Origin of the sequence: Peribacillus frigoritolerans, assembly GCF_001636405.1 — a bacterium.
In the GTDB taxonomy this organism is placed as follows: domain Bacteria; phylum Bacillota; class Bacilli; order Bacillales; family DSM-1321; genus Peribacillus; species Peribacillus frigoritolerans.
This window is the reverse complement of sequence record NZ_KV440950.1, coordinates 3,386,407-3,403,213: the sequence shown is the minus strand read 5'-3', so window position 1 is coordinate 3,403,213 and position 16,807 is coordinate 3,386,407. Positions and strand designations below refer to the sequence as shown.

The following is a 16,807-nucleotide window of genomic DNA, read 5'->3' as shown; positions in this document are numbered from 1 at the left end:
TTTGTTGGTAAATACATAAACTTAATATAGCTTTCTCGCACTTATACAGTATCAATCATTCTTCAATTTTTCTGCTTAATTCCTGTCCAAATTAATGATGGTTTTGTGTGCGACACTTGTCATGAATAGAGGACAACACCAACTAAACCGGAAAGAATAATTACATAGGCTGGATGCCAGCGTAATTTCATTAAGGCAAATAACGATAAACCAAAAACGAGTAGTAAGCTTATCGTATGCCATGAAAAGTTCACGGCTATCATATGATTGGAAAGTGCTAAACTGATCGCTGCAAAGATGATCAAACTAGTGACAATCGGTCTTAATCCATAAAACATGGATTGAACAACTGGATAATGATTCAATTTGCTGAAAAATGTGGCTATAACGGTTACGAATATAATGGCAGGAAGCAAGATTCCTAGAGCAGATGATATGGCTCCTGCTAACCCAGCAGTCGAATAGCCAACGAGAATGGCACTATTGGCGGTGACAGGTCCTGGGGACATCCCGGAAATGGCGATTATATCGGTGAATTCCTGCGTTGTCATCCATCCATGCTGTGAGACTTCCGATTCTATTACGGGAATCATGGCGTATCCGCCTCCGAAAGATACAAAGCCGATAATAAAGAAGGTGCTAAACAACTCCCACAATTCCATCATTCCATCACATGCTTTCTTAAAAATTAGTTAGACCCTTTTTTGATTTACCTATATGCCAGCACCCATGAAAGGTTCGAAATCATTTTCTTCTGTTTTCCTATCTTTTTTGTCCATCTTGACCTCGTAACCTAATTTTCTCTTAATGGATATGGTCACAATACCCGCTAGAGCTCCTGCTATTATAACCATCACAGGGTGAAGAAATAAGAGGACGGGAATTCCTGCTATTAAAATACAGAAAGTTGATTTATCTACAACTGCCGTTTTTCCTATCTTGATAGCCGCATAGGCGATGATGGCTACTATGGAAGCTCTGATCGATATGAAAGCAGATTCTATCTTCGGATTATCCTGAATGAAAAAATACACAATGCCCAGGAGCAGAACAATTAAAAAGGTAGGTAATGAAACACCGATCATGGCTGCCATTGCCCCCTTCATTCCGGCAATTCGATGGCCGATAAAGGTGGCGGAGTTAATGGCGACAGCTCCCGGTACGGACTGAGATAAAGCAAAAACATTCGTAACTTCTTCGCTTTTCATCCACTTTCTCTTTTCCACCACTTCATTTTCGATTAAAGGGATCATCGCAAACCCGCCTCCGAATGTGACAGGTGCTATTTTAAAAAAGGTCCAAAATAATTGGAATAGAGTTTTCCATTGTCCTTTCATTGACATCAGTCACTTCCTTTGCATGCTTTGTTTAATTCTTATCATTAACATATCAAAGAAAAAGGGCTGGGTAAATTGCAACAAAATCATCGGGTATAACAAAACGTTATACCCAGAAGATTCATCCGTTTTATAAAGAATGCCGCCAATAATTGAATAGCCTTAGAATCTATCTCCCTATTTTCATTTCACCATTTACCTAAAGATGCTATCATTTTAATAAACTATCTAAAAACATGGAGGTCGTTTCCTTGAAATTGGAAAATCTGAAAATGTTTTGTTTAGTGGTGGATGAAGGAAGTATAAGCCAGGCAGCGAGGTTAAGTTTCTTATCTCAGCCCGCTGTAACACGGCAGATCCATCAACTGGAAAATTATTATAACACTTTGTTATTCGACCGTGAGGAAGGAAGGCTGAGAGTTACAGAAGCAGGAAAGCTGTTATACCCTTTTGCTAAAGCCATAGTAAATGACTTCAACCATTCAAAAGAAGTGATTCAGCAATCGACGGGGAAATACAATGCAAATCTCATAGTAGGGGCTTCCTTAACTATCGGCGAGTATTTGTTGCCTAGCTTGCTTGGGAGATTCAAAAAACAACAGCCAGAAATAAAAGTGACATTGACGATAAAAAATACGCCCCGGGTTTTGGAGGATCTTTCAAACGATGTCATTGATTTGGCCTTGGTGGAAGGACTTGTGGAAAACACCGATTTTATTGTAGACAAGTTCGCTGAAGACGAGTTGATATTGGTATGTCCATCCGACCACCCATGGAAAGACAGAAAAGAAATACAGCTAGAGGAATTGGGAAATGAAAGGATGATTTGGCGTGAATCCATTTCCGGAACACGGCTTATCGTAGAAAATATGCTAAGGGAGCATGGGATTTTAGAAAAAATTGAAAGCTACATGGAGATTGGCAGTACACAAGCGATAAAAAGTGCGGTTGAAGCTGGACTTGGAATCAGCATTTTGCCAAGGTTGACAGTGGCCAGAGAATTGGAGCAAGGCTTTTTGCGGGAAGTGGATATATACAGAATAAATATGGCAAGAAATTTATGGCTAGTCAGGAAAAACAAGCGTTTTAATAAAATAGGAGTGTCTAAATTTGTTGATTTTCTTCAATAAGGATGGGACGCTGCCTTTGTTCACACTTACAATTGGCAGCGTTTTCAGTTTCGTGGTTAACGGCGTAGCCCCGGCAGCAAGCAAAAGTCATGGTAAATTGAATATACTGCATTGATTATAAAAGTTCTTCTCTATCGGGAGGGGCATTTTGTATTTTGTTGTTCAGTCTTCGGTTAGACAAACAAAGGGATTAATGGGCATAATAAAAGTATAATGATGGTTCGGAGATGGTATAGCGTGGAGTTAAAGGAAATAAAGAAGCTCGCCAATGCATTAAATGATACAGCAACTTGTATATTGCTTGCAGTCTCGAACGAAACCGATGTCGGCTCCTATTCGTGCAATTGATGAAATCCAGGTACAAAAGCATAAAGCTATTCTTGTCTGCCAACATTGCGACAGCCATTTTGTTGTGCTACGTTATTAAAACATGTGCTGGAGAGGTGAAACAGCAGCGTTACCGCTGTAAAGCCTGCCATCAAACCTTCACCGATCTCACAAACACGCCTCTTCGATGCACCAGAAGACCACATAAATCTAAACGGGCAGTTTTGTTGAACAAGTTGTAAATTTAACATTTTAAAGTAAGAGCATTTCTTTGTAATGAGAAGTGCTTTTTATTTTTGTTAAAATTAAAAAGATATTTCAATAACAATAATAATATAAATAAAAACAATATAAATTTACTGTTATACGATAAATAATATGCTAAAATCAAGTTGTCATTAAATAGGTGAGGTGTTTTAAATGAATGTTAAACGAGGTTCAACCACTTTCTTAAAGGTAATTATTTTTCTGGCTGGAACTGCAGTGGTTGCTTTGTGTATCTGGTTGCCTGAGATAGCCGTTAGAGATGCAAGGGTACATCCAGATACGGCTTACTTCCTAATCCCCTTTTTAGTATGTGCATACGGATTCTGTATTGCGTTTTCTATTGCGTTGTATCAAGCATATAAACTATTAACCTACATCGAAAAGAACAAGGCTTTCTCTGAATTATCCCTTAAATCTTTGAAGATTATAAAGAAATGTGCTTTTACAGTCATTTTCCTCATTTTCTTAGGAATAGTAAGCTTAAGGGTGCTTGTTAAAGTCACAGGTAGTGATGATGCAGCGGGTCCTACATCATTAGGTCTAATGGGTATTTTAGCAACAAGTATCATCGCAGCCATTGTGGACGCACTTCAAAAGCCATTAAAAAATGCCCCAGATATAATGTCGAAAAATGAATGATTAAAGGATATGTAGGACTTTGAATGGAAGCCTCAATTTTACGAACTAAATGATTCGCAGGCACCAGTTGATCTAAAGTAATCATTTCAAGTTGATCTCGCTGAATAGAATCTTGTTTCGAAAGCATCCTCATCACCTTAAGTTTTAATAGTTCTATTTTAAAACAAAAAAGACTGTAGGCAAAAGGAGTTCCATCTAAAATTTTAAACATAGTTGATTGGAACGGAAGGTACGAGACTCCTGCAGGAATAGCGAGTTAAAGGGAGACCCCACAGGCGCAAGTGCGCCGAGGAGGCTCCCGGACCGCCCGCGGAAAGCGAATGCCTGAAGTGGAAATCAACGTCCAAATTTGCACAAGCCAAAAAAAACTGTAGACAAACTCGATTTTCATCAAGTTTGTCTACAGTCTGAACCGCCTTTTCACCAAGGCGGTTTTCTTATGGTCAAATATCAACATTAGAATTTAACATTGCCTTTATATAAATAAAATTGAAGTTATTATTAGAAATAGGAAATATACTTAATGGCAAATTAATTATAAGATAAATTCATATTATTCAAAAAAATCGAAAAAAACGACTTCGACATTCGGAATAGATACAAGATATCTACTTAGAAAGGGGTATGAAATGTCCAAAATATCTTTTATAAAAGGAATTGTAACCGTTCCCATTGTTTTTATTTTACTGGCAGATTCTTCTGTTACAAATGCTGCTTCAGATGAGCCGATGCCGGCAACAGATGCAACAATCTCAGCAAATAAGGCTTTTTATGAACAGTTGAATTTTACAGATAAAGAAGATTTCAAGAATGCACATAAAGGATTTATAGCGCCTTTGAATATGAATCCTATTAAAAATTCAAAAGGTGACGTGGTATGGGATAGTAATCGATATTCATTCATCAAAGAAGATCAGCCGGCAAGCTTTACTGTAAACCCAAGCTTGTGGAGGCAAGCTCAGTTACAAAATATAACAGGCTTATTTAAAGTGGTGGATGGCGTTTATCAAGTTCGGGGCCAGGATTTATCAGTGCTTACCATTGTGGAAGGAAAAACAGGATTAATAGTTTTGGATACACTTTCTACTATAGAAACGGCCAAAGCAGCCATGGAGCTTTATTTTGAACATCGGCCCAAAAATCCAGTAAGTGCAATTGTCATTAGTCACAGTCATGCGGATCACTTTGGCGGTATGAAAGGCATTGCTCAATATGCTGAAAATCCAGCTAAAGTGCCGATTATTGTCCCGGCAGGTTTTAACGATGAAGCGCTAAGTGAAAACATTCTTTTAGGCAATATAATGTCTCGCCGTGCAGGTTATATGTTTGGAAATCTCTTACCCGCAAGTGAAAGGGGATTTGTTACTTCTGGTATTGGCCCAGGACTAAGTAACGGAACTTTTAGCTATTTACCTCCAACAATGGAAGTGAAGGATGATATTCAAACGGTGGAAATAGACGGAATTACATTTAAATTTTTATTGACACCGGATTCGGAAGCTCCATCTGAAATGCATTATTATATCAATGATTACAAAACTTTAGTGGTAGCGGAAAACACCGGACACACGTTACATAATATTTATACATTAAGGGGAGCTAAAACCAGAGATACCCTAAAATGGGTGAAAGCACTTGATGAAACAGTTGATCTGTTTGGAAACGAGGATATAGATGCTATGGTTACAGCCCATACATGGCCCATATGGGGAAGGGACGATGTTTTGGAGCAGTTGGAGAGTCAGCGTGATTTGTACAAATATATTCATGACCAAACTATACGATTAGCTAATTTAGGACTTACACCTGATGAAATCGCGGAAGAGTTAAAGCTTCCTGAAAAGTTGGATAAAGTCTGGGCCAATCGGGGGTATTACGGAACATTGAAACATAACGTAAAGGCGGTGTACAACTTTTATTTAGGATATTTCAACGGTAATCCATCTGACTTGGATCCATTACCACAAGAGGAATCGGGCGCTAAATATGTACAATATATGGGTGGGGAAAAGAAGGTCATTAAACAGGCAAAACTCGATTATAAAAAAGGGGAATATCGCTGGGTGGCTCAAGTCTTAAAGCATGTAGTCATGGCTAACCCGAAAAATACAGAAGCAAAAAATTTACTGGCTAAAGCTTATGAGCAATTAGGATACACAGCAGAATCTTCTGTGTGGCGTAATTTCTATCTTACTGGCGCAGACGAGTTAAGGAATGGTGTGGCAGACTCGAAGGGAAGTGGCGGAATGATGAATCTCGATACGCCAATGGATGATTTCCTGAAATTCTTGTCCATTAAATTAAACGGAATGAAAGCGGAAAATAAGAATATGACTTTCAATTTGACATTTACAGATTCGAAAACCAATTACACGATCGATCTGAATAATTCTGTATTGAACTTTAATAAAGGGAAAATAGCGTCCAACCCTGATGCAGCATTAACATTAGATAAAATGACCTTCTATCAGATTGCTCTGGGACGTGAAGATTTATCCAAAATGGAAGCAGCCGGTAAAGTTGCCATTTCCGGTGATAAAAAACAGTTTGAAGATTTCCTGACTTTGCTGGATCAATTCCAACCAAAGGTTAATATCGTAACTCCGTGATAATCAACCACTTCATATTCTGAAACCAGGATGGATCGGTTACCCACGAGTCTACTTAGCAGTCTCGTGGGTTTGAATGTATTAATTATTCCTGTAGGCATCCTGTTTCGTTTTTATTTTTTTATGAAACGCTCCTAATAGTTACAGAACAAAAGTCAATAACCGTAAAAAGAAAATTTCAAGTTTTGTAATTCGAAGGGGATTGTAAGCGCTTCCTATGCGACCGAGGTTTTGTGAAAATATGAAAAAATGGAGTGATGGTAAATGCAGTTATATGCAAGTAAGAAACGAAAAATAATGATTAGCGGCCTTTTATTTGTTGGAATGATTTTAAGTTTTTTTGATCGCGTCGCCATAAATGTCGGGATTATTCCTATTGCAGAAGAGTTTCATCTCACTACGTCCCAGACAGGTATTTTAATTAGTATATTTTTTGTTAGCTACTCACTCATGCAACCGCTTGGTGGATGGATGACCGATAAGTATGGCGCCAGGGTCATGGTTACTGTTTCTTTGTTTAGTTGGTCCTTGTTCACTGTAATGACTGGGTTTGCTTGGTCATTTATGTCTTTATTATTCATCCGTTTTCTGTTCGGGTTAGGTGAAGGGCCTTTCTATCCTGCCAGTATGTCCACTATAAGAGATAACTTCCCGGAAGAAGAACGGGGCCGGGCAAATTCGTTTTTCCTGTCTGCCCAAAATATTGGCGGGATATTAGGTACTGCACTTGCTGCTTCAATGGTGGTGGCATTCGGTTGGCGGGGCATGTTTACCATTGCCGGAATTCTAGGGATATTGGCTTCTTTCGGAATTTGGTTCATTCTCAAGCCTCAAGGAAATCAAGAGGTTAAAAAAGACAAACCGAAACAAAAAAAGGTTGCTCTGAAACTGTTATTTAAAATCGAAAATATTTGGAAACTCATAACATTCAAGTTTATATCAAATATTATCAACTATGGTTTGATCACTTGGATGCCTATATATTTGGTTAAAGAAAAAGGAGTGGATTTAATAGCCGCCGGAGGTTTATTGGCAATCCCTTATATTTTTGGTTTCTTGATGTTTAATGTAAGCGGGTGGCTTCTGGATAAACATATGGCTAACCGGGAGAAGTATCTTGCCGCTGCAGGCGCTTTATTATCGGCAATTTTTCTCTTTTTAATGTCTAACGCCACGTCTATAGGACTTATCATCACGTATCTCACCCTCAACTCCGTAGCACTGTCTTTCTTTGGAACCGTTCTATATACGATCATCATAAAATACTCACCAAAGGAACTAACGGGCTCTGCCTCCGGACTCGTAACTTTTGCCGGTCAAATTGCTGGTGCGGTTTCTCCTTTAGCCCTCGGTTTGATTATCAGTCTGTTTAATGACTCCTATAATGCCGCTTTCCTGTTTTTGGTGATAATAGCGTTATTGGGAACGATTGTTGCCGTATCTATTAAAAATAATCAGGCACAACCCGCTAAAGAATACGAAAAAACATCTACCATTGTATAAAACTGGATTCTGCTTTTGAGGATACAGCTTGAGGTGTTCTGATTCCACTTCTCTAAAATTGAAAGGGCTTTCTGTTCGAGGTATGATAGTAGTAATAGGCTAGAAGGAGAATAAACCATGAATATTGAACAATTAGAATATATCATTAAGGTAGCCGAGGTTAACTCGATTTCCACGGCATCAGAAAGCCTCCATATCTCTCAATCTGGAATCAGTATGGCCATTACGAGTTTGGAGAAGGAATTAGGTATAAAAATCTTCAAGAGGTCAAGGTTAGGAACCATACCTACAGAAGACGGAAAGGAAATCATCCAGAAAGCTCTTGAAGTATTAAGCAAATTGGAAGAAATAAGAGACAGTGCCCAAATACATTCAGATACGATGGAAAAAGAGTTGCGCCTTTCATCAACACAAGGTTTATTTCTAACGGTTTTGCCTAAATCCTTGGCCTTATTTAAGAAGAAGTATCCCAAGGTGAAAATTGTCATTGAAGAAAAAGGGGGACAAGAGATAACCGAAGAAGTACGGAATGGTAAGATAGACATCGGGCTATTGAATATCCCAAAGGTTAAACCAAAAGAAATTGAGTTGGAATTCCAACCTTTGATGGAAGCAAAAGTGATTGTGATGGTCAGTAAGAACTCACCTTTAGTTAACCGTAAAAGCATAACCCCACGAGAGCTTATGGACCAAAATTTGGTCATTTACAATGGACCAAGAATGAAGTCGTTCATTAAAGTTTTTTTTGATCATTACGGTGAGATGAATATTTTGTTTTTCACAAATAATACAGAGATCATCAAAAAAACCGTCGCTGAGGGATTAGCGATTGCCTTTTCTTATGATATTGGAGTTAACAGCGACCCCTATTTCCTAAGCGGGGAGCTTGTGGCCATTCCTTTGGTGGAGATGGAAAATAATACAATGGAATTCGGTTACGTTTGCTCTAAGAAGCAGTACTTTTCAAAAGCTGCCAGGGAGTTTATAAAATGTCTCGAATTCTACACCACTCTTAAATATTAGTTTCCTATGATGATAGGGAACTAATATTTTTTTATTTACATCAATATTTTTTATATTTATATCATATATCCTTATTTTACTTAAATATTATTTACATTTAAAATTGATTTTATAACATTTCAAATATTTAAAAAGTAAGACGAAAATAAAAATCGAAAGGGGAAACATATGGTTACGACCCAGGAAGAGAAATTAGAGGTGCTTCAAACAAAGTTGCAGGATTTCATCCAAAATGAATTGCTTCCATATGAACAGGAGCATGGCTTGAACGCTGAAGAGGATATTCCGATGGAAGCCATAAAATGGGCAAGGAAAAGATCCAGGGAATTGGGCTTTTACGGAATTAACCTCCCTGAAAAATATGGCGGACAAGAAGTAAGCTTAAAAGGATTATGCATGTTCAAGGAAGAATTGGCACGTTCCGGAGCGGTTTTATGGGGGCAGGTTATAGGGGAGATTGGCGGGCCGCTAAGAATTGGTCAGATGTTGGAAAGTTTTACACCGGAGCAAATAGAAAAATATGTGATGCCCGTTGTGACGGGAGAAGTGAGTTGCTGCTTTGCCCTTACAGAACCAAATGCAGGTTCGGATGCATTCGCTATCGAAACAACAGCCGTTAAAGACGGAAATGATTATATATTAAGCGGAAAGAAACATTTTATCAGTGCGGCCCCCTATGCTGATTTCGCCATTGTCATAGCGAAAGAATCCCGGAAAGGAGAAAAAGAAAGGATCACTGCTTTCCTAGTTGATAAAAAAACACCACAACATCCAGGGTTTGAACTAGGAGACATTCAAGTTCCCTTATCAGGAGAACGCATACATGCCGAATTGAATTTCAATCATTGTCGGGTGCCTGCCGCCAATATAATCGGAGAACCAGGAAAAGGGTTGCTGCTCGGATTGAAAAGAATAAATACAAATCGCGCTTCCCATGCCGCCGGCTTTATCGGAATGGCTCAACACCTTCTCGATTTATCTATTGAACATGCCAAAACGCGAGTCCAGTATGGCCGGCCCATCGGTGACTTCCAGGCAATTCAGCATATGCTCGCAGATATGGCGACGGAAATCTATGCAGCAAAATGCATGGTCTATGATGTGGTTGATAAAATTGATCAAGGAAAAGAGGATCGGGCCGGTACGTCCATGGCCAAGCTGTTTGCTTCAGAGGTCAATAGCCGTGTGGCTGACAAGGCCATCCAAATCTTTGGCTCCAAAGGCTTGGTAAAAGGGCATCCAGTAGAAAAAATGTACAGGAGTGCCCGGATGTATCGGATTCTGAGCGGAACCTCAGAGATTCAAAAAAATACAATTGCCAAAGCACTATTAAAAGGGTGAAAACTTTTTCGGGGGAGGAAAAAATTCATGCTGCATAAGTTGACATTTCAGTCACTGATGAATAAAGGAATGAAACGATTCGGTGACCTGCCGGCTATTACCTTGTTGCCAAGCGGAGAAACGATAACCTACGACGAGTTATGGAAGAAAACAGAACGTATCACTTCTTATTTAATGCGTTTAGGTGCAGGAAGGGGCGTCCGCATAGCGACCATCATTCCAAACAGTTTAGAAAGTGTGATGTTTGGTTTGGCCGTCCAGCAATGCGGGGCTACCTTGGTGCCATTAAGTGAAAAACTCGGAAAACGAGAAATACAATTCATTTTAAAGGAAGCAAAACCAGAAGTGGTCATAATTGCTACACAGACACACTTTGACACCTTCTTAGAGTATTTGGAAGAAATGAAGAAGGAGGATGTCCATGTCATTGGGCTCCCTGGCTTTACTAGTAATTACCCGGAGGAGTTTGAACTGTTTAAATGGCCTGGTGGAATAAATAATTTAGACTTGCCAATAGCTGAAGAAGATGACATTGCCCTTCTGTCCTATACAGGCGGGACAACGGGTACACCCAAAGGCGTCATGCATTCCCAGAAAGGACTCGGCGCCGCGATACTTTCTGCAGCTATCGAAGACCCGCTGGACGACCGGGACCGGGTATTGCTAAGTACGCCCATTGTGCATTCAGCCGGTTCACTACTTTGGAGATCCCTTGTTTCAGGCGTCCATGTTTATGTGATGGGCTCATTCGACGCTGCAGCATTCATACAGGCGATAAAGGAACATGAAATCACGACGACATTCATGGTACCGACCATGTTATACAGGCTTCTTGATCAGACCAAGAAGATGGAATATGATATGAGCTCCATGCGCAATATCTTCTATGGTGCGTCACCGATTTCGCAGAAGCGCCTTAAAGAAGCTTTTGAAGTATTCGGGCCTATCATGCGCCAGCAATACGGCATGACAGAATGTAATATTGTCATTTCAAGACTATCGAAGAGCGCTCATGTATGGGCTTATCATAATAATCCGGAAGTTTTGAAAAGCTGTGGAAAACCGTGCATTCTTACCGAAGTTCGACTGATTGATGAGAATGGAAATGATGTAAAACCAACCGAGTTTGGAGAAATCATCGTAAAGTCCCCAGCCATGATGGTTGGATATTATCAAAGACCGGATCTTACCCGTGAATACATCCGTGATGGCTGGTTCTACACGGGGGATATTGGTAAATGGGATGAAAGCGGTTACCTGTATATTGTAGATAGGAAGAAAGATATGATCATTACAGGCGGGATGAACGTATATTCTTCAGAAGTGGAGCGAGTGGTGAACCAGCACCCTTCTGTTGCATTGAGCGCATGCATTGGCGTTCCCCATCCAGATTGGGGAGAAGTAGTGTGTGTCGTGATAGCATTGCATGAAGGATTGAGCTGTACTAGTGAGGAATTAATTGATTTCTGCAAACAAAGGACCTCTAAGTATATGGTTCCTAAAATTGCCTATTTTCTTGATAAGTTCCCATTAACGCCGATTGGAAAAATAGATAAAAAAGAATTAAGAAAGATGTTTTCACAAGGTATTCTAACCATTTAGCAAAATTGAGACTTATAGCAAATATAAGATAGAGCAGAGGAATGCAAATAAGCCTCGCACGTTTACCTGGAACCAGGACGTGTGAGGCTTTTATGTGCTATATCCAAGATGTGTTTGGAATATGAGTATAATTAACGTTGCAGTGAACGTTTAATGAAGTGAGGAAGTATGATTATTATCTAAAGGAAATGATACTGAAATATTATATTTTTCGATTGATTCCACCAATTCATGAATGAAAAAAATCGTGTGTTAGGATATAATATATTATTATATTGGAGATTCATTGTGGAATTTCCTTTTTTTATGGGTTTCATTTGTTTATCTTCTCGATGCACGGGAAAATAAATTATAGTTGTATATGTTTTTATAATAATAATTAGAGTTGAGTAGAGGGGTTTGATTTAATGGAGTTCTTAGAAAAATTTATTAGTGAGGCTAATGGTGTGCTATGGTCTTCCATATTGATCATCATGTTGGTGGGATTGGGTCTTTATTTTAGCATCCGCACGAAGTTTGTCCAATTCAGAATGGTAGGGGAAATGTTCAGGCTTTTGGGAGAAGGGGCCACTGCGGATAAAAAAGGTGTCACATCCTTTCAGGCATTTTGCATAAGCACGGCATCGCGGGTAGGAACGGGTAACCTTGCGGGTGTTGCCATCGCGATCACGACGGGCGGACCTGGAGCCGTATTCTGGATGTGGTTAATAGCATTGATCGGATCTGCTTCCGCATTCATTGAAAGTACACTTGCTCAAATCTATAAAGTCAAGGATGGGGATGCATTCCGCGGCGGTCCTGCTTATTATATGGAAAAGGCATTGAATGCCCGTTGGATGGGAATCACTTTCGCCGTGTTGATTTCGCTTACATTTGGACTGGCTTTCAACTCGGTACAAGCCAATACGATTACAAGCGCATTCAATGAATCGTTTGGGATTGAAAAGTGGGTTACGGCTCTTATCTTGGCTATGGTCACGGCTGTCATCATTTTTGGCGGGATAAAAATGGTTGCAAAAGTCTCTGAAGTCATCGTTCCAATCATGGCAGGAGCCTATGTGATAGTGGCGTTGATTATCATCATCATGAACATTACCGAGTTACCTGGCGTTTTTGCTTTGATCTTTGAAAGTGCATTCGATGGAATAAAAGAAGTGGCTGGCGGAGTACTGGGAGCTGCCATGATGCAGGGAATCAAGCGCGGCCTATTTTCAAATGAAGCCGGGATGGGTAGTGCACCAAATGCTGGTGCGACGGCTGATGTCAGTCATCCCGTCAAACAAGGACTCATTCAGTCTCTAGGTGTTTTTGTCGATACGCTCATCATTTGCAGCTCGACAGCCTTCATCATTTTGTTTTCCGGTCTTTATACATCGAAGGAAACGGACGGTATCGTCCTTACCCAAAATGCCCTCGGAACGGCATTGGGATCTTGGGCAGGTATTTTCCTTGCCATTATCGTACTTTTATTCGCCTTTAGTTCCATTGTCGGCAACTATTATTATGGAGAGTCGAACATCGGCTTCATCAATGAAAATAAGGTTTGGCTGAATGTCTATCGTGTCGCAGTCGTAGGAATGGTGATATTCGGTTCGCTTGCCTCACTGGATTTTGTTTGGGGACTGGCTGACTTGCTTATGGCCCTTATGGCCATTATCAACCTAATTGCCATAGCATTACTAGGGAAAATTGCTTTTGCTGCACTGGCGGATTATCAAAAGCAAAAGAAAAGTGGGAAAAATCCAGTTTTCCATGTGAACAATATTAAAGGTTTGAAGAATGTGGAATGTTGGGGTGACCCATCCGATAATGTGAATGTGAAAAAGGAAGCCTAAGTTCTCATTAAGCTTACAAGTAAGTCCTTGAAAGGGGATTTTACTTGTAAGCTTTTTTCGTCTTTTCCCTCCTTTTTTCATCATTATTGAATATTGCTTCGTTTTTTACACAAAATACCTTATGTCTTTAATACTGCAATGATAAATTAAAAACTAGGAGTGAAACAAATGGATAGGAAGCAATCAAAAAATGAATCTTCAGAAGTTGCCGGGAGAATATATGATGTCAGCGATTATAAACGGGAAGATCCTTTATCTTCTGGACTGGCTCGAACCCACGAACAAGTCTCGGATACTTATGCGGAAGGCGAGATAAAGGCAGTCATTGATGATGTAAACGGAAGAGATATTGAGATTACAAAAGAAAAGGAAGAAAAGTAATACTGAGGTTTTTGTTTTTGAACAAGGAATATCGCTGATATTTTAAAGATATATCGGGTCCCCTAGCTTCTGGAAAGATGAAACGGAAGCTAGGGGATCTTAATTAATAAATTTTTTCTATTTCCAAGTTTTGAAGCAATTCTTCCTTCGTTCTTGGGAAAAGGTCCCTTTCTGCAAGATTCCTTGATTGAAGAAGGGCTTGAAACATTTCAAAAACCCACGGTTTCTCCAGATGTGCCTGCAGCAAAACGTCTTCATCATGGAAAACGGAAACAGGGTCCCCTTGGTATATGACCTTACCATCGTTCATGACCACGATTTCGTCAGCCCATTGGTAAGCAAAATTAACATCATGGGTTGAGAGGATTATCGTTTTGTCAGGGTGGTGGATACTGTCCAGCAGATTCATGATCTGTCTTGAGAAATAAGGATCCAATCCAGCGGTAGGCTCGTCAAGGAGCCAGACATCGGGCTCCATGGCAAGTACACCTGCGATGGCGACCCGTTTTTTTTGCCCAAGGCTCAAAAAATGGGTAGGTCTATCTTTTAGTTCGGTTACTTCCGTTTCAGCCATTGCCCAATTTACTTTCTCCTGGACTGTATTTCTATCCCATCCTAAATTCATTGGTCCAAACGATATATCCTGTTGTACATTAGCGGAAAAGAGCTGAGAGTCGGGATCTTGAAAAACGATACCGACTTGCTTTCGTAATGATAATAATGCTTTCCGGTCATATTTCATTTTCTTGCCCTTAAATCTGATCTTTCCTGCAGTAGGTTGTAATAGACCATTTAAATGGAGGAATAAAGTCGATTTGCCAGCACCATTATTGCCTAATAATGCAATTTTTTTACCTTGTTGGATCGTTAGCGAAAGTCCTTTTAAAGCGAAGGTTCCATCTGCGAATTGATGGGTGAGGCCTTCTATATGAAAAATATGCTCGTCCATTGTTGGGTTGCCTCCAATTTACAAATATCCATTAATTAGGATTAAGCTTCCTAGTATGACAATCGCGATCAGCCAATTGCGTGAGGAATAGGTGTAAGTATCCTCGATATAGGAAAGGTTCTCCTGATAGCCTCTTGCGTTCATGGCCATCGTCAACTGTCCAGAGCGCTGCAATACTCCTAAAAATAATGATGAAATTAGTAATCCGAGAGATCGAATGCCTTTCCTAAACGAACCATACCCCAGCCGTGAAGCTTGTGATTGGTGAATGGCCAAAGCCGTATCTAAAAAAATAAAGATGAATCGATAGGTCAATTCTATTAAATCGACCAATAACGAAGACACTTTAAGTTTTCGCAGCACGGATAGGATGACGGTAATGGGTGTAGTTAAGGTAAGGAAATATAAACAGCTGATACTGCAGAATACGACAGTGATCAAATTTGCCACCGTACCAAAGCTGTCATCGCTGATGAATATTTGCCAATTCCCGATCTTCCAAGACCACCATGTATTCGAAATCGAAGTGAATTTACTAGTGAAAGAAAAAAGGATGGTAATGGTTCCTGATAGTATAAAAAATCCCGGTAATAGAAGTAATTTAAGATAATAAGAAAGCGGGATTTTTGCCGCGAAAATGATTAAAGCGCTCATCACCGTAAAAGTGATGAGCGAAACGGCCATATCCCTTACCGTTAACGAAAACAGCAAAAGAGAGAGTGCAAAAACCATCTTTTCCAACGGATGTACATCCTTCAGCCCATTGAAATAGGCATATTTATCAATGAGTAACATGCTTCGATTTTTCGGCCAATTCTTGTTTGGTTTGCTTATTCCTTTGTTTCATCACACCAATGAAGTATCCAATGAAACCGGCTCCGATTGCAGCTTGAAGCGCAAATAATAAACTTTCGGTTTCTGCACCTGGCGGCTCCCAAATACTGTTGAACCATGGCTTGTATTCCGGATGGATCTTAGTGATGGCTTCCTCAGCTTCGCCGTCGGCACCGCCAAATTCCGTTCCTTGTTGGGTGATTAACGGTAAGGTTGCAAGAATGACAACCAGGAAAAGCAGCAGTAAACTTTTTTTCATTTTAACGGGCCTCCTTAGATAAAACTCGCAGCAATTTCAATTCGCCTAGATTGTATTTTTTCAAGAAATTCATTACGACGACTGTCAATAACCCCTCACTGATGGCCAAGGGAATTTGGGTCAGGGCAAAAATTCCTGCAAATTTACTGAAAGAGGCCATGAATCCTCCTACCTCGGAAGGGAAAGCAAGAGCAAGTTGAACAGAAGTTACCACATAGGTGCCCAAATCCCCAAAAGCAGCTGCCAAGAATACGGCAAGTGAAAAAGACCATCCCAATTTAGTTGCGCCCTTGAAGACAAAGTAAGCAATGAAGGGTCCGCAAACGGCCATGGAGAATGCATTGGCCCCTAATGTCGTCAATCCTCCGTGTGCCAGTAAAACAGCTTGAAATAACAGAACGATGGAGCCGACCACACTCATGGCCAACGGTCCGAATAGTATGGAACCTAAACCAACTCCGGTAGGGTGCGAAGAACTTCCCGTAACGGAAGGAATCTTTAGGGCCGATAATATAAATACAAATGCGCCCGATAGGCCAAGTATCATTTTTGTTTCTGGGTTTACCCTTACTTTGGACCTAATGGACCGGTAACCCAAGATTAAAAATGGAAGCGTCACGGCCCACCAGAATATAGCCCATTCTATGGGTAAAAAGCCCTCCATGATATGCATGGCCAATGCCCGTTTCGGGACAAAAAGCAGTAAAATGACAAAATAAATAATTTTCCAATTGGTTCTTTTCATTCTTTCTCCTTTCAACACTTTTAATT

15 protein-coding genes and 1 pseudogene are annotated in these 16,807 nt (G+C 40.1%); 10 read left to right on the top strand and 6 right to left on the bottom strand.

The window, feature by feature from the left end; all coding sequences use genetic code 11:
• Positions 1-119 precede the first annotated feature (119 nt).
• Positions 120-665, bottom strand: a complete 546-nt coding sequence (locus A6755_RS16275) for a chromate transporter (protein WP_226990396.1) — start codon at positions 663-665, stop codon at positions 120-122.
• A gap of 48 nt (positions 666-713) precedes the next feature.
• Positions 714-1,343 (bottom strand): chromate transporter, encoded by a 630-nt coding sequence (locus A6755_RS16270; protein WP_244889682.1) that lies wholly within the window; start codon positions 1,341-1,343, stop codon positions 714-716.
• Positions 1,344-1,588: 245 nt separating this feature from the next.
• Between A6755_RS16270 and A6755_RS16265 the strand changes: the two genes are divergently transcribed.
• The 10 genes and pseudogenes from A6755_RS16265 to A6755_RS16225 all read left to right on the top strand — a co-directional run bounded on the left by A6755_RS16265 (position 1,589) and on the right by A6755_RS16225 (position 13,994).
• Positions 1,589-2,467, top strand: a complete 879-nt coding sequence (locus A6755_RS16265) for a LysR family transcriptional regulator (protein ID WP_034312547.1) — start codon at positions 1,589-1,591, stop codon at positions 2,465-2,467.
• A 237-nt stretch (positions 2,468-2,704) separates the two neighbouring features.
• A pseudogene (locus A6755_RS28275) lies at positions 2,705-3,000 on the top strand (IS1595 family transposase); the annotation flags it as partial.
• 214 nt (positions 3,001-3,214) lie between these two features.
• Complete coding sequence (locus A6755_RS16260; protein ID WP_063591325.1) at positions 3,215-3,700, top strand: DUF2975 domain-containing protein; 486 nt, start codon at positions 3,215-3,217, stop codon at positions 3,698-3,700.
• A gap of 629 nt (positions 3,701-4,329) precedes the next feature.
• The gene (locus tag A6755_RS16255) at positions 4,330-6,309 is read left to right on the top strand and encodes an alkyl/aryl-sulfatase (protein WP_063591324.1); all 1,980 of its coding nucleotides are present in this window, start codon (positions 4,330-4,332) and stop codon (positions 6,307-6,309) included.
• Between the two features lie 264 nt (positions 6,310-6,573).
• The gene (locus A6755_RS16250) at positions 6,574-7,812 is read left to right on the top strand and encodes an MFS transporter (protein ID WP_063591323.1); all 1,239 of its coding nucleotides are present in this window, start codon (positions 6,574-6,576) and stop codon (positions 7,810-7,812) included.
• A gap of 117 nt (positions 7,813-7,929) precedes the next feature.
• Complete coding sequence (locus A6755_RS16245; protein ID WP_063591322.1) at positions 7,930-8,835, top strand: LysR family transcriptional regulator; 906 nt, start codon at positions 7,930-7,932, stop codon at positions 8,833-8,835.
• 168 nt (positions 8,836-9,003) lie between these two features.
• Entirely contained in the window at positions 9,004-10,176 is a 1,173-nt protein-coding gene (locus A6755_RS16240; RefSeq protein ID WP_063591321.1) for an acyl-CoA dehydrogenase family protein, read from the top strand.
• A 27-nt stretch (positions 10,177-10,203) separates the two neighbouring features.
• Positions 10,204-11,778 carry a class I adenylate-forming enzyme family protein gene (locus A6755_RS16235; protein ID WP_063591320.1) on the top strand — a complete coding sequence of 525 codons (1,575 nt, stop codon included), beginning with the start codon at positions 10,204-10,206 and terminating at the stop codon, positions 11,776-11,778.
• A gap of 407 nt (positions 11,779-12,185) precedes the next feature.
• The gene (locus tag A6755_RS16230) at positions 12,186-13,613 is read left to right on the top strand and encodes an alanine/glycine:cation symporter family protein (protein WP_063591319.1); all 1,428 of its coding nucleotides are present in this window, start codon (positions 12,186-12,188) and stop codon (positions 13,611-13,613) included.
• 168 nt (positions 13,614-13,781) lie between these two features.
• Complete coding sequence (locus A6755_RS16225) at positions 13,782-13,994, top strand: YozQ family protein (protein WP_034312525.1); 213 nt, start codon at positions 13,782-13,784, stop codon at positions 13,992-13,994.
• A gap of 103 nt (positions 13,995-14,097) precedes the next feature.
• Here A6755_RS16225 and A6755_RS16220 read toward each other — a convergent pair whose 3' ends face one another.
• The 4 genes from A6755_RS16220 to A6755_RS16205 are packed head-to-tail and all read right to left on the bottom strand — an operon-like array spanning position 14,098 to position 16,781.
• Positions 14,098-14,943: an energy-coupling factor ABC transporter ATP-binding protein gene (locus A6755_RS16220; protein ID WP_063591318.1), complete on the bottom strand. Its 846-nt coding sequence runs from the start codon at positions 14,941-14,943 to the stop codon at positions 14,098-14,100.
• Positions 14,944-14,961: 18 nt separating this feature from the next.
• On the bottom strand, positions 14,962-15,738 hold the full coding sequence (gene cbiQ, locus A6755_RS16215) for a cobalt ECF transporter T component CbiQ (RefSeq protein ID WP_063591317.1): 777 nt from the start codon (positions 15,736-15,738) through the stop codon (positions 14,962-14,964).
• Positions 15,725-16,036, bottom strand: coding sequence for an energy-coupling factor ABC transporter substrate-binding protein (locus A6755_RS16210; RefSeq protein ID WP_063591316.1), 312 nt, complete (start codon positions 16,034-16,036; stop codon positions 15,725-15,727). Before A6755_RS16210 ends, cbiQ begins: the two co-directional genes overlap by 14 nt.
• 1 nt (position 16,037) lies before the next feature.
• Positions 16,038-16,781 carry an energy-coupling factor ABC transporter permease gene (locus A6755_RS16205; RefSeq protein ID WP_063591315.1) on the bottom strand — a complete coding sequence of 248 codons (744 nt, stop codon included), beginning with the start codon at positions 16,779-16,781 and terminating at the stop codon, positions 16,038-16,040.
• Positions 16,782-16,807: the final 26 nt, after the last annotated feature.

Coding starts and splice junctions, on each gene's coding strand:
- A6755_RS16255 (WP_063591324.1), top strand. CDS start 4,330: ATGTCCAAAATATCTTTTATAAAAGGAATTGTAACCGTTCCCATTGTT.
- A6755_RS16245 (WP_063591322.1), top strand. CDS start 7,930: ATGAATATTGAACAATTAGAATATATCATTAAGGTAGCCGAGGTTAAC.
- A6755_RS16210 (WP_063591316.1), bottom strand. CDS start 16,036: ATGAAAAAAAGTTTACTGCTGCTTTTCCTGGTTGTCATTCTTGCAACC.
- A6755_RS16230 (WP_063591319.1), top strand. CDS start 12,186: ATGGAGTTCTTAGAAAAATTTATTAGTGAGGCTAATGGTGTGCTATGG.
- A6755_RS16275 (WP_226990396.1), bottom strand. CDS start 665: ATGATGGAATTGTGGGAGTTGTTTAGCACCTTCTTTATTATCGGCTTT.
- A6755_RS16260 (WP_063591325.1), top strand. CDS start 3,215: ATGAATGTTAAACGAGGTTCAACCACTTTCTTAAAGGTAATTATTTTT.
- A6755_RS16205 (WP_063591315.1), bottom strand. CDS start 16,781: ATGAAAAGAACCAATTGGAAAATTATTTATTTTGTCATTTTACTGCTT.
- A6755_RS16250 (WP_063591323.1), top strand. CDS start 6,574: ATGCAGTTATATGCAAGTAAGAAACGAAAAATAATGATTAGCGGCCTT.
- cbiQ (WP_063591317.1), bottom strand. CDS start 15,738: ATGTTACTCATTGATAAATATGCCTATTTCAATGGGCTGAAGGATGTA.
- A6755_RS16235 (WP_063591320.1), top strand. CDS start 10,204: ATGCTGCATAAGTTGACATTTCAGTCACTGATGAATAAAGGAATGAAA.
- A6755_RS16220 (WP_063591318.1), bottom strand. CDS start 14,943: ATGGACGAGCATATTTTTCATATAGAAGGCCTCACCCATCAATTCGCA.
- A6755_RS16225 (WP_034312525.1), top strand. CDS start 13,782: ATGGATAGGAAGCAATCAAAAAATGAATCTTCAGAAGTTGCCGGGAGA.
- A6755_RS16270 (WP_244889682.1), bottom strand. CDS start 1,343: ATGTCAATGAAAGGACAATGGAAAACTCTATTCCAATTATTTTGGACC.
- A6755_RS16240 (WP_063591321.1), top strand. CDS start 9,004: ATGGTTACGACCCAGGAAGAGAAATTAGAGGTGCTTCAAACAAAGTTG.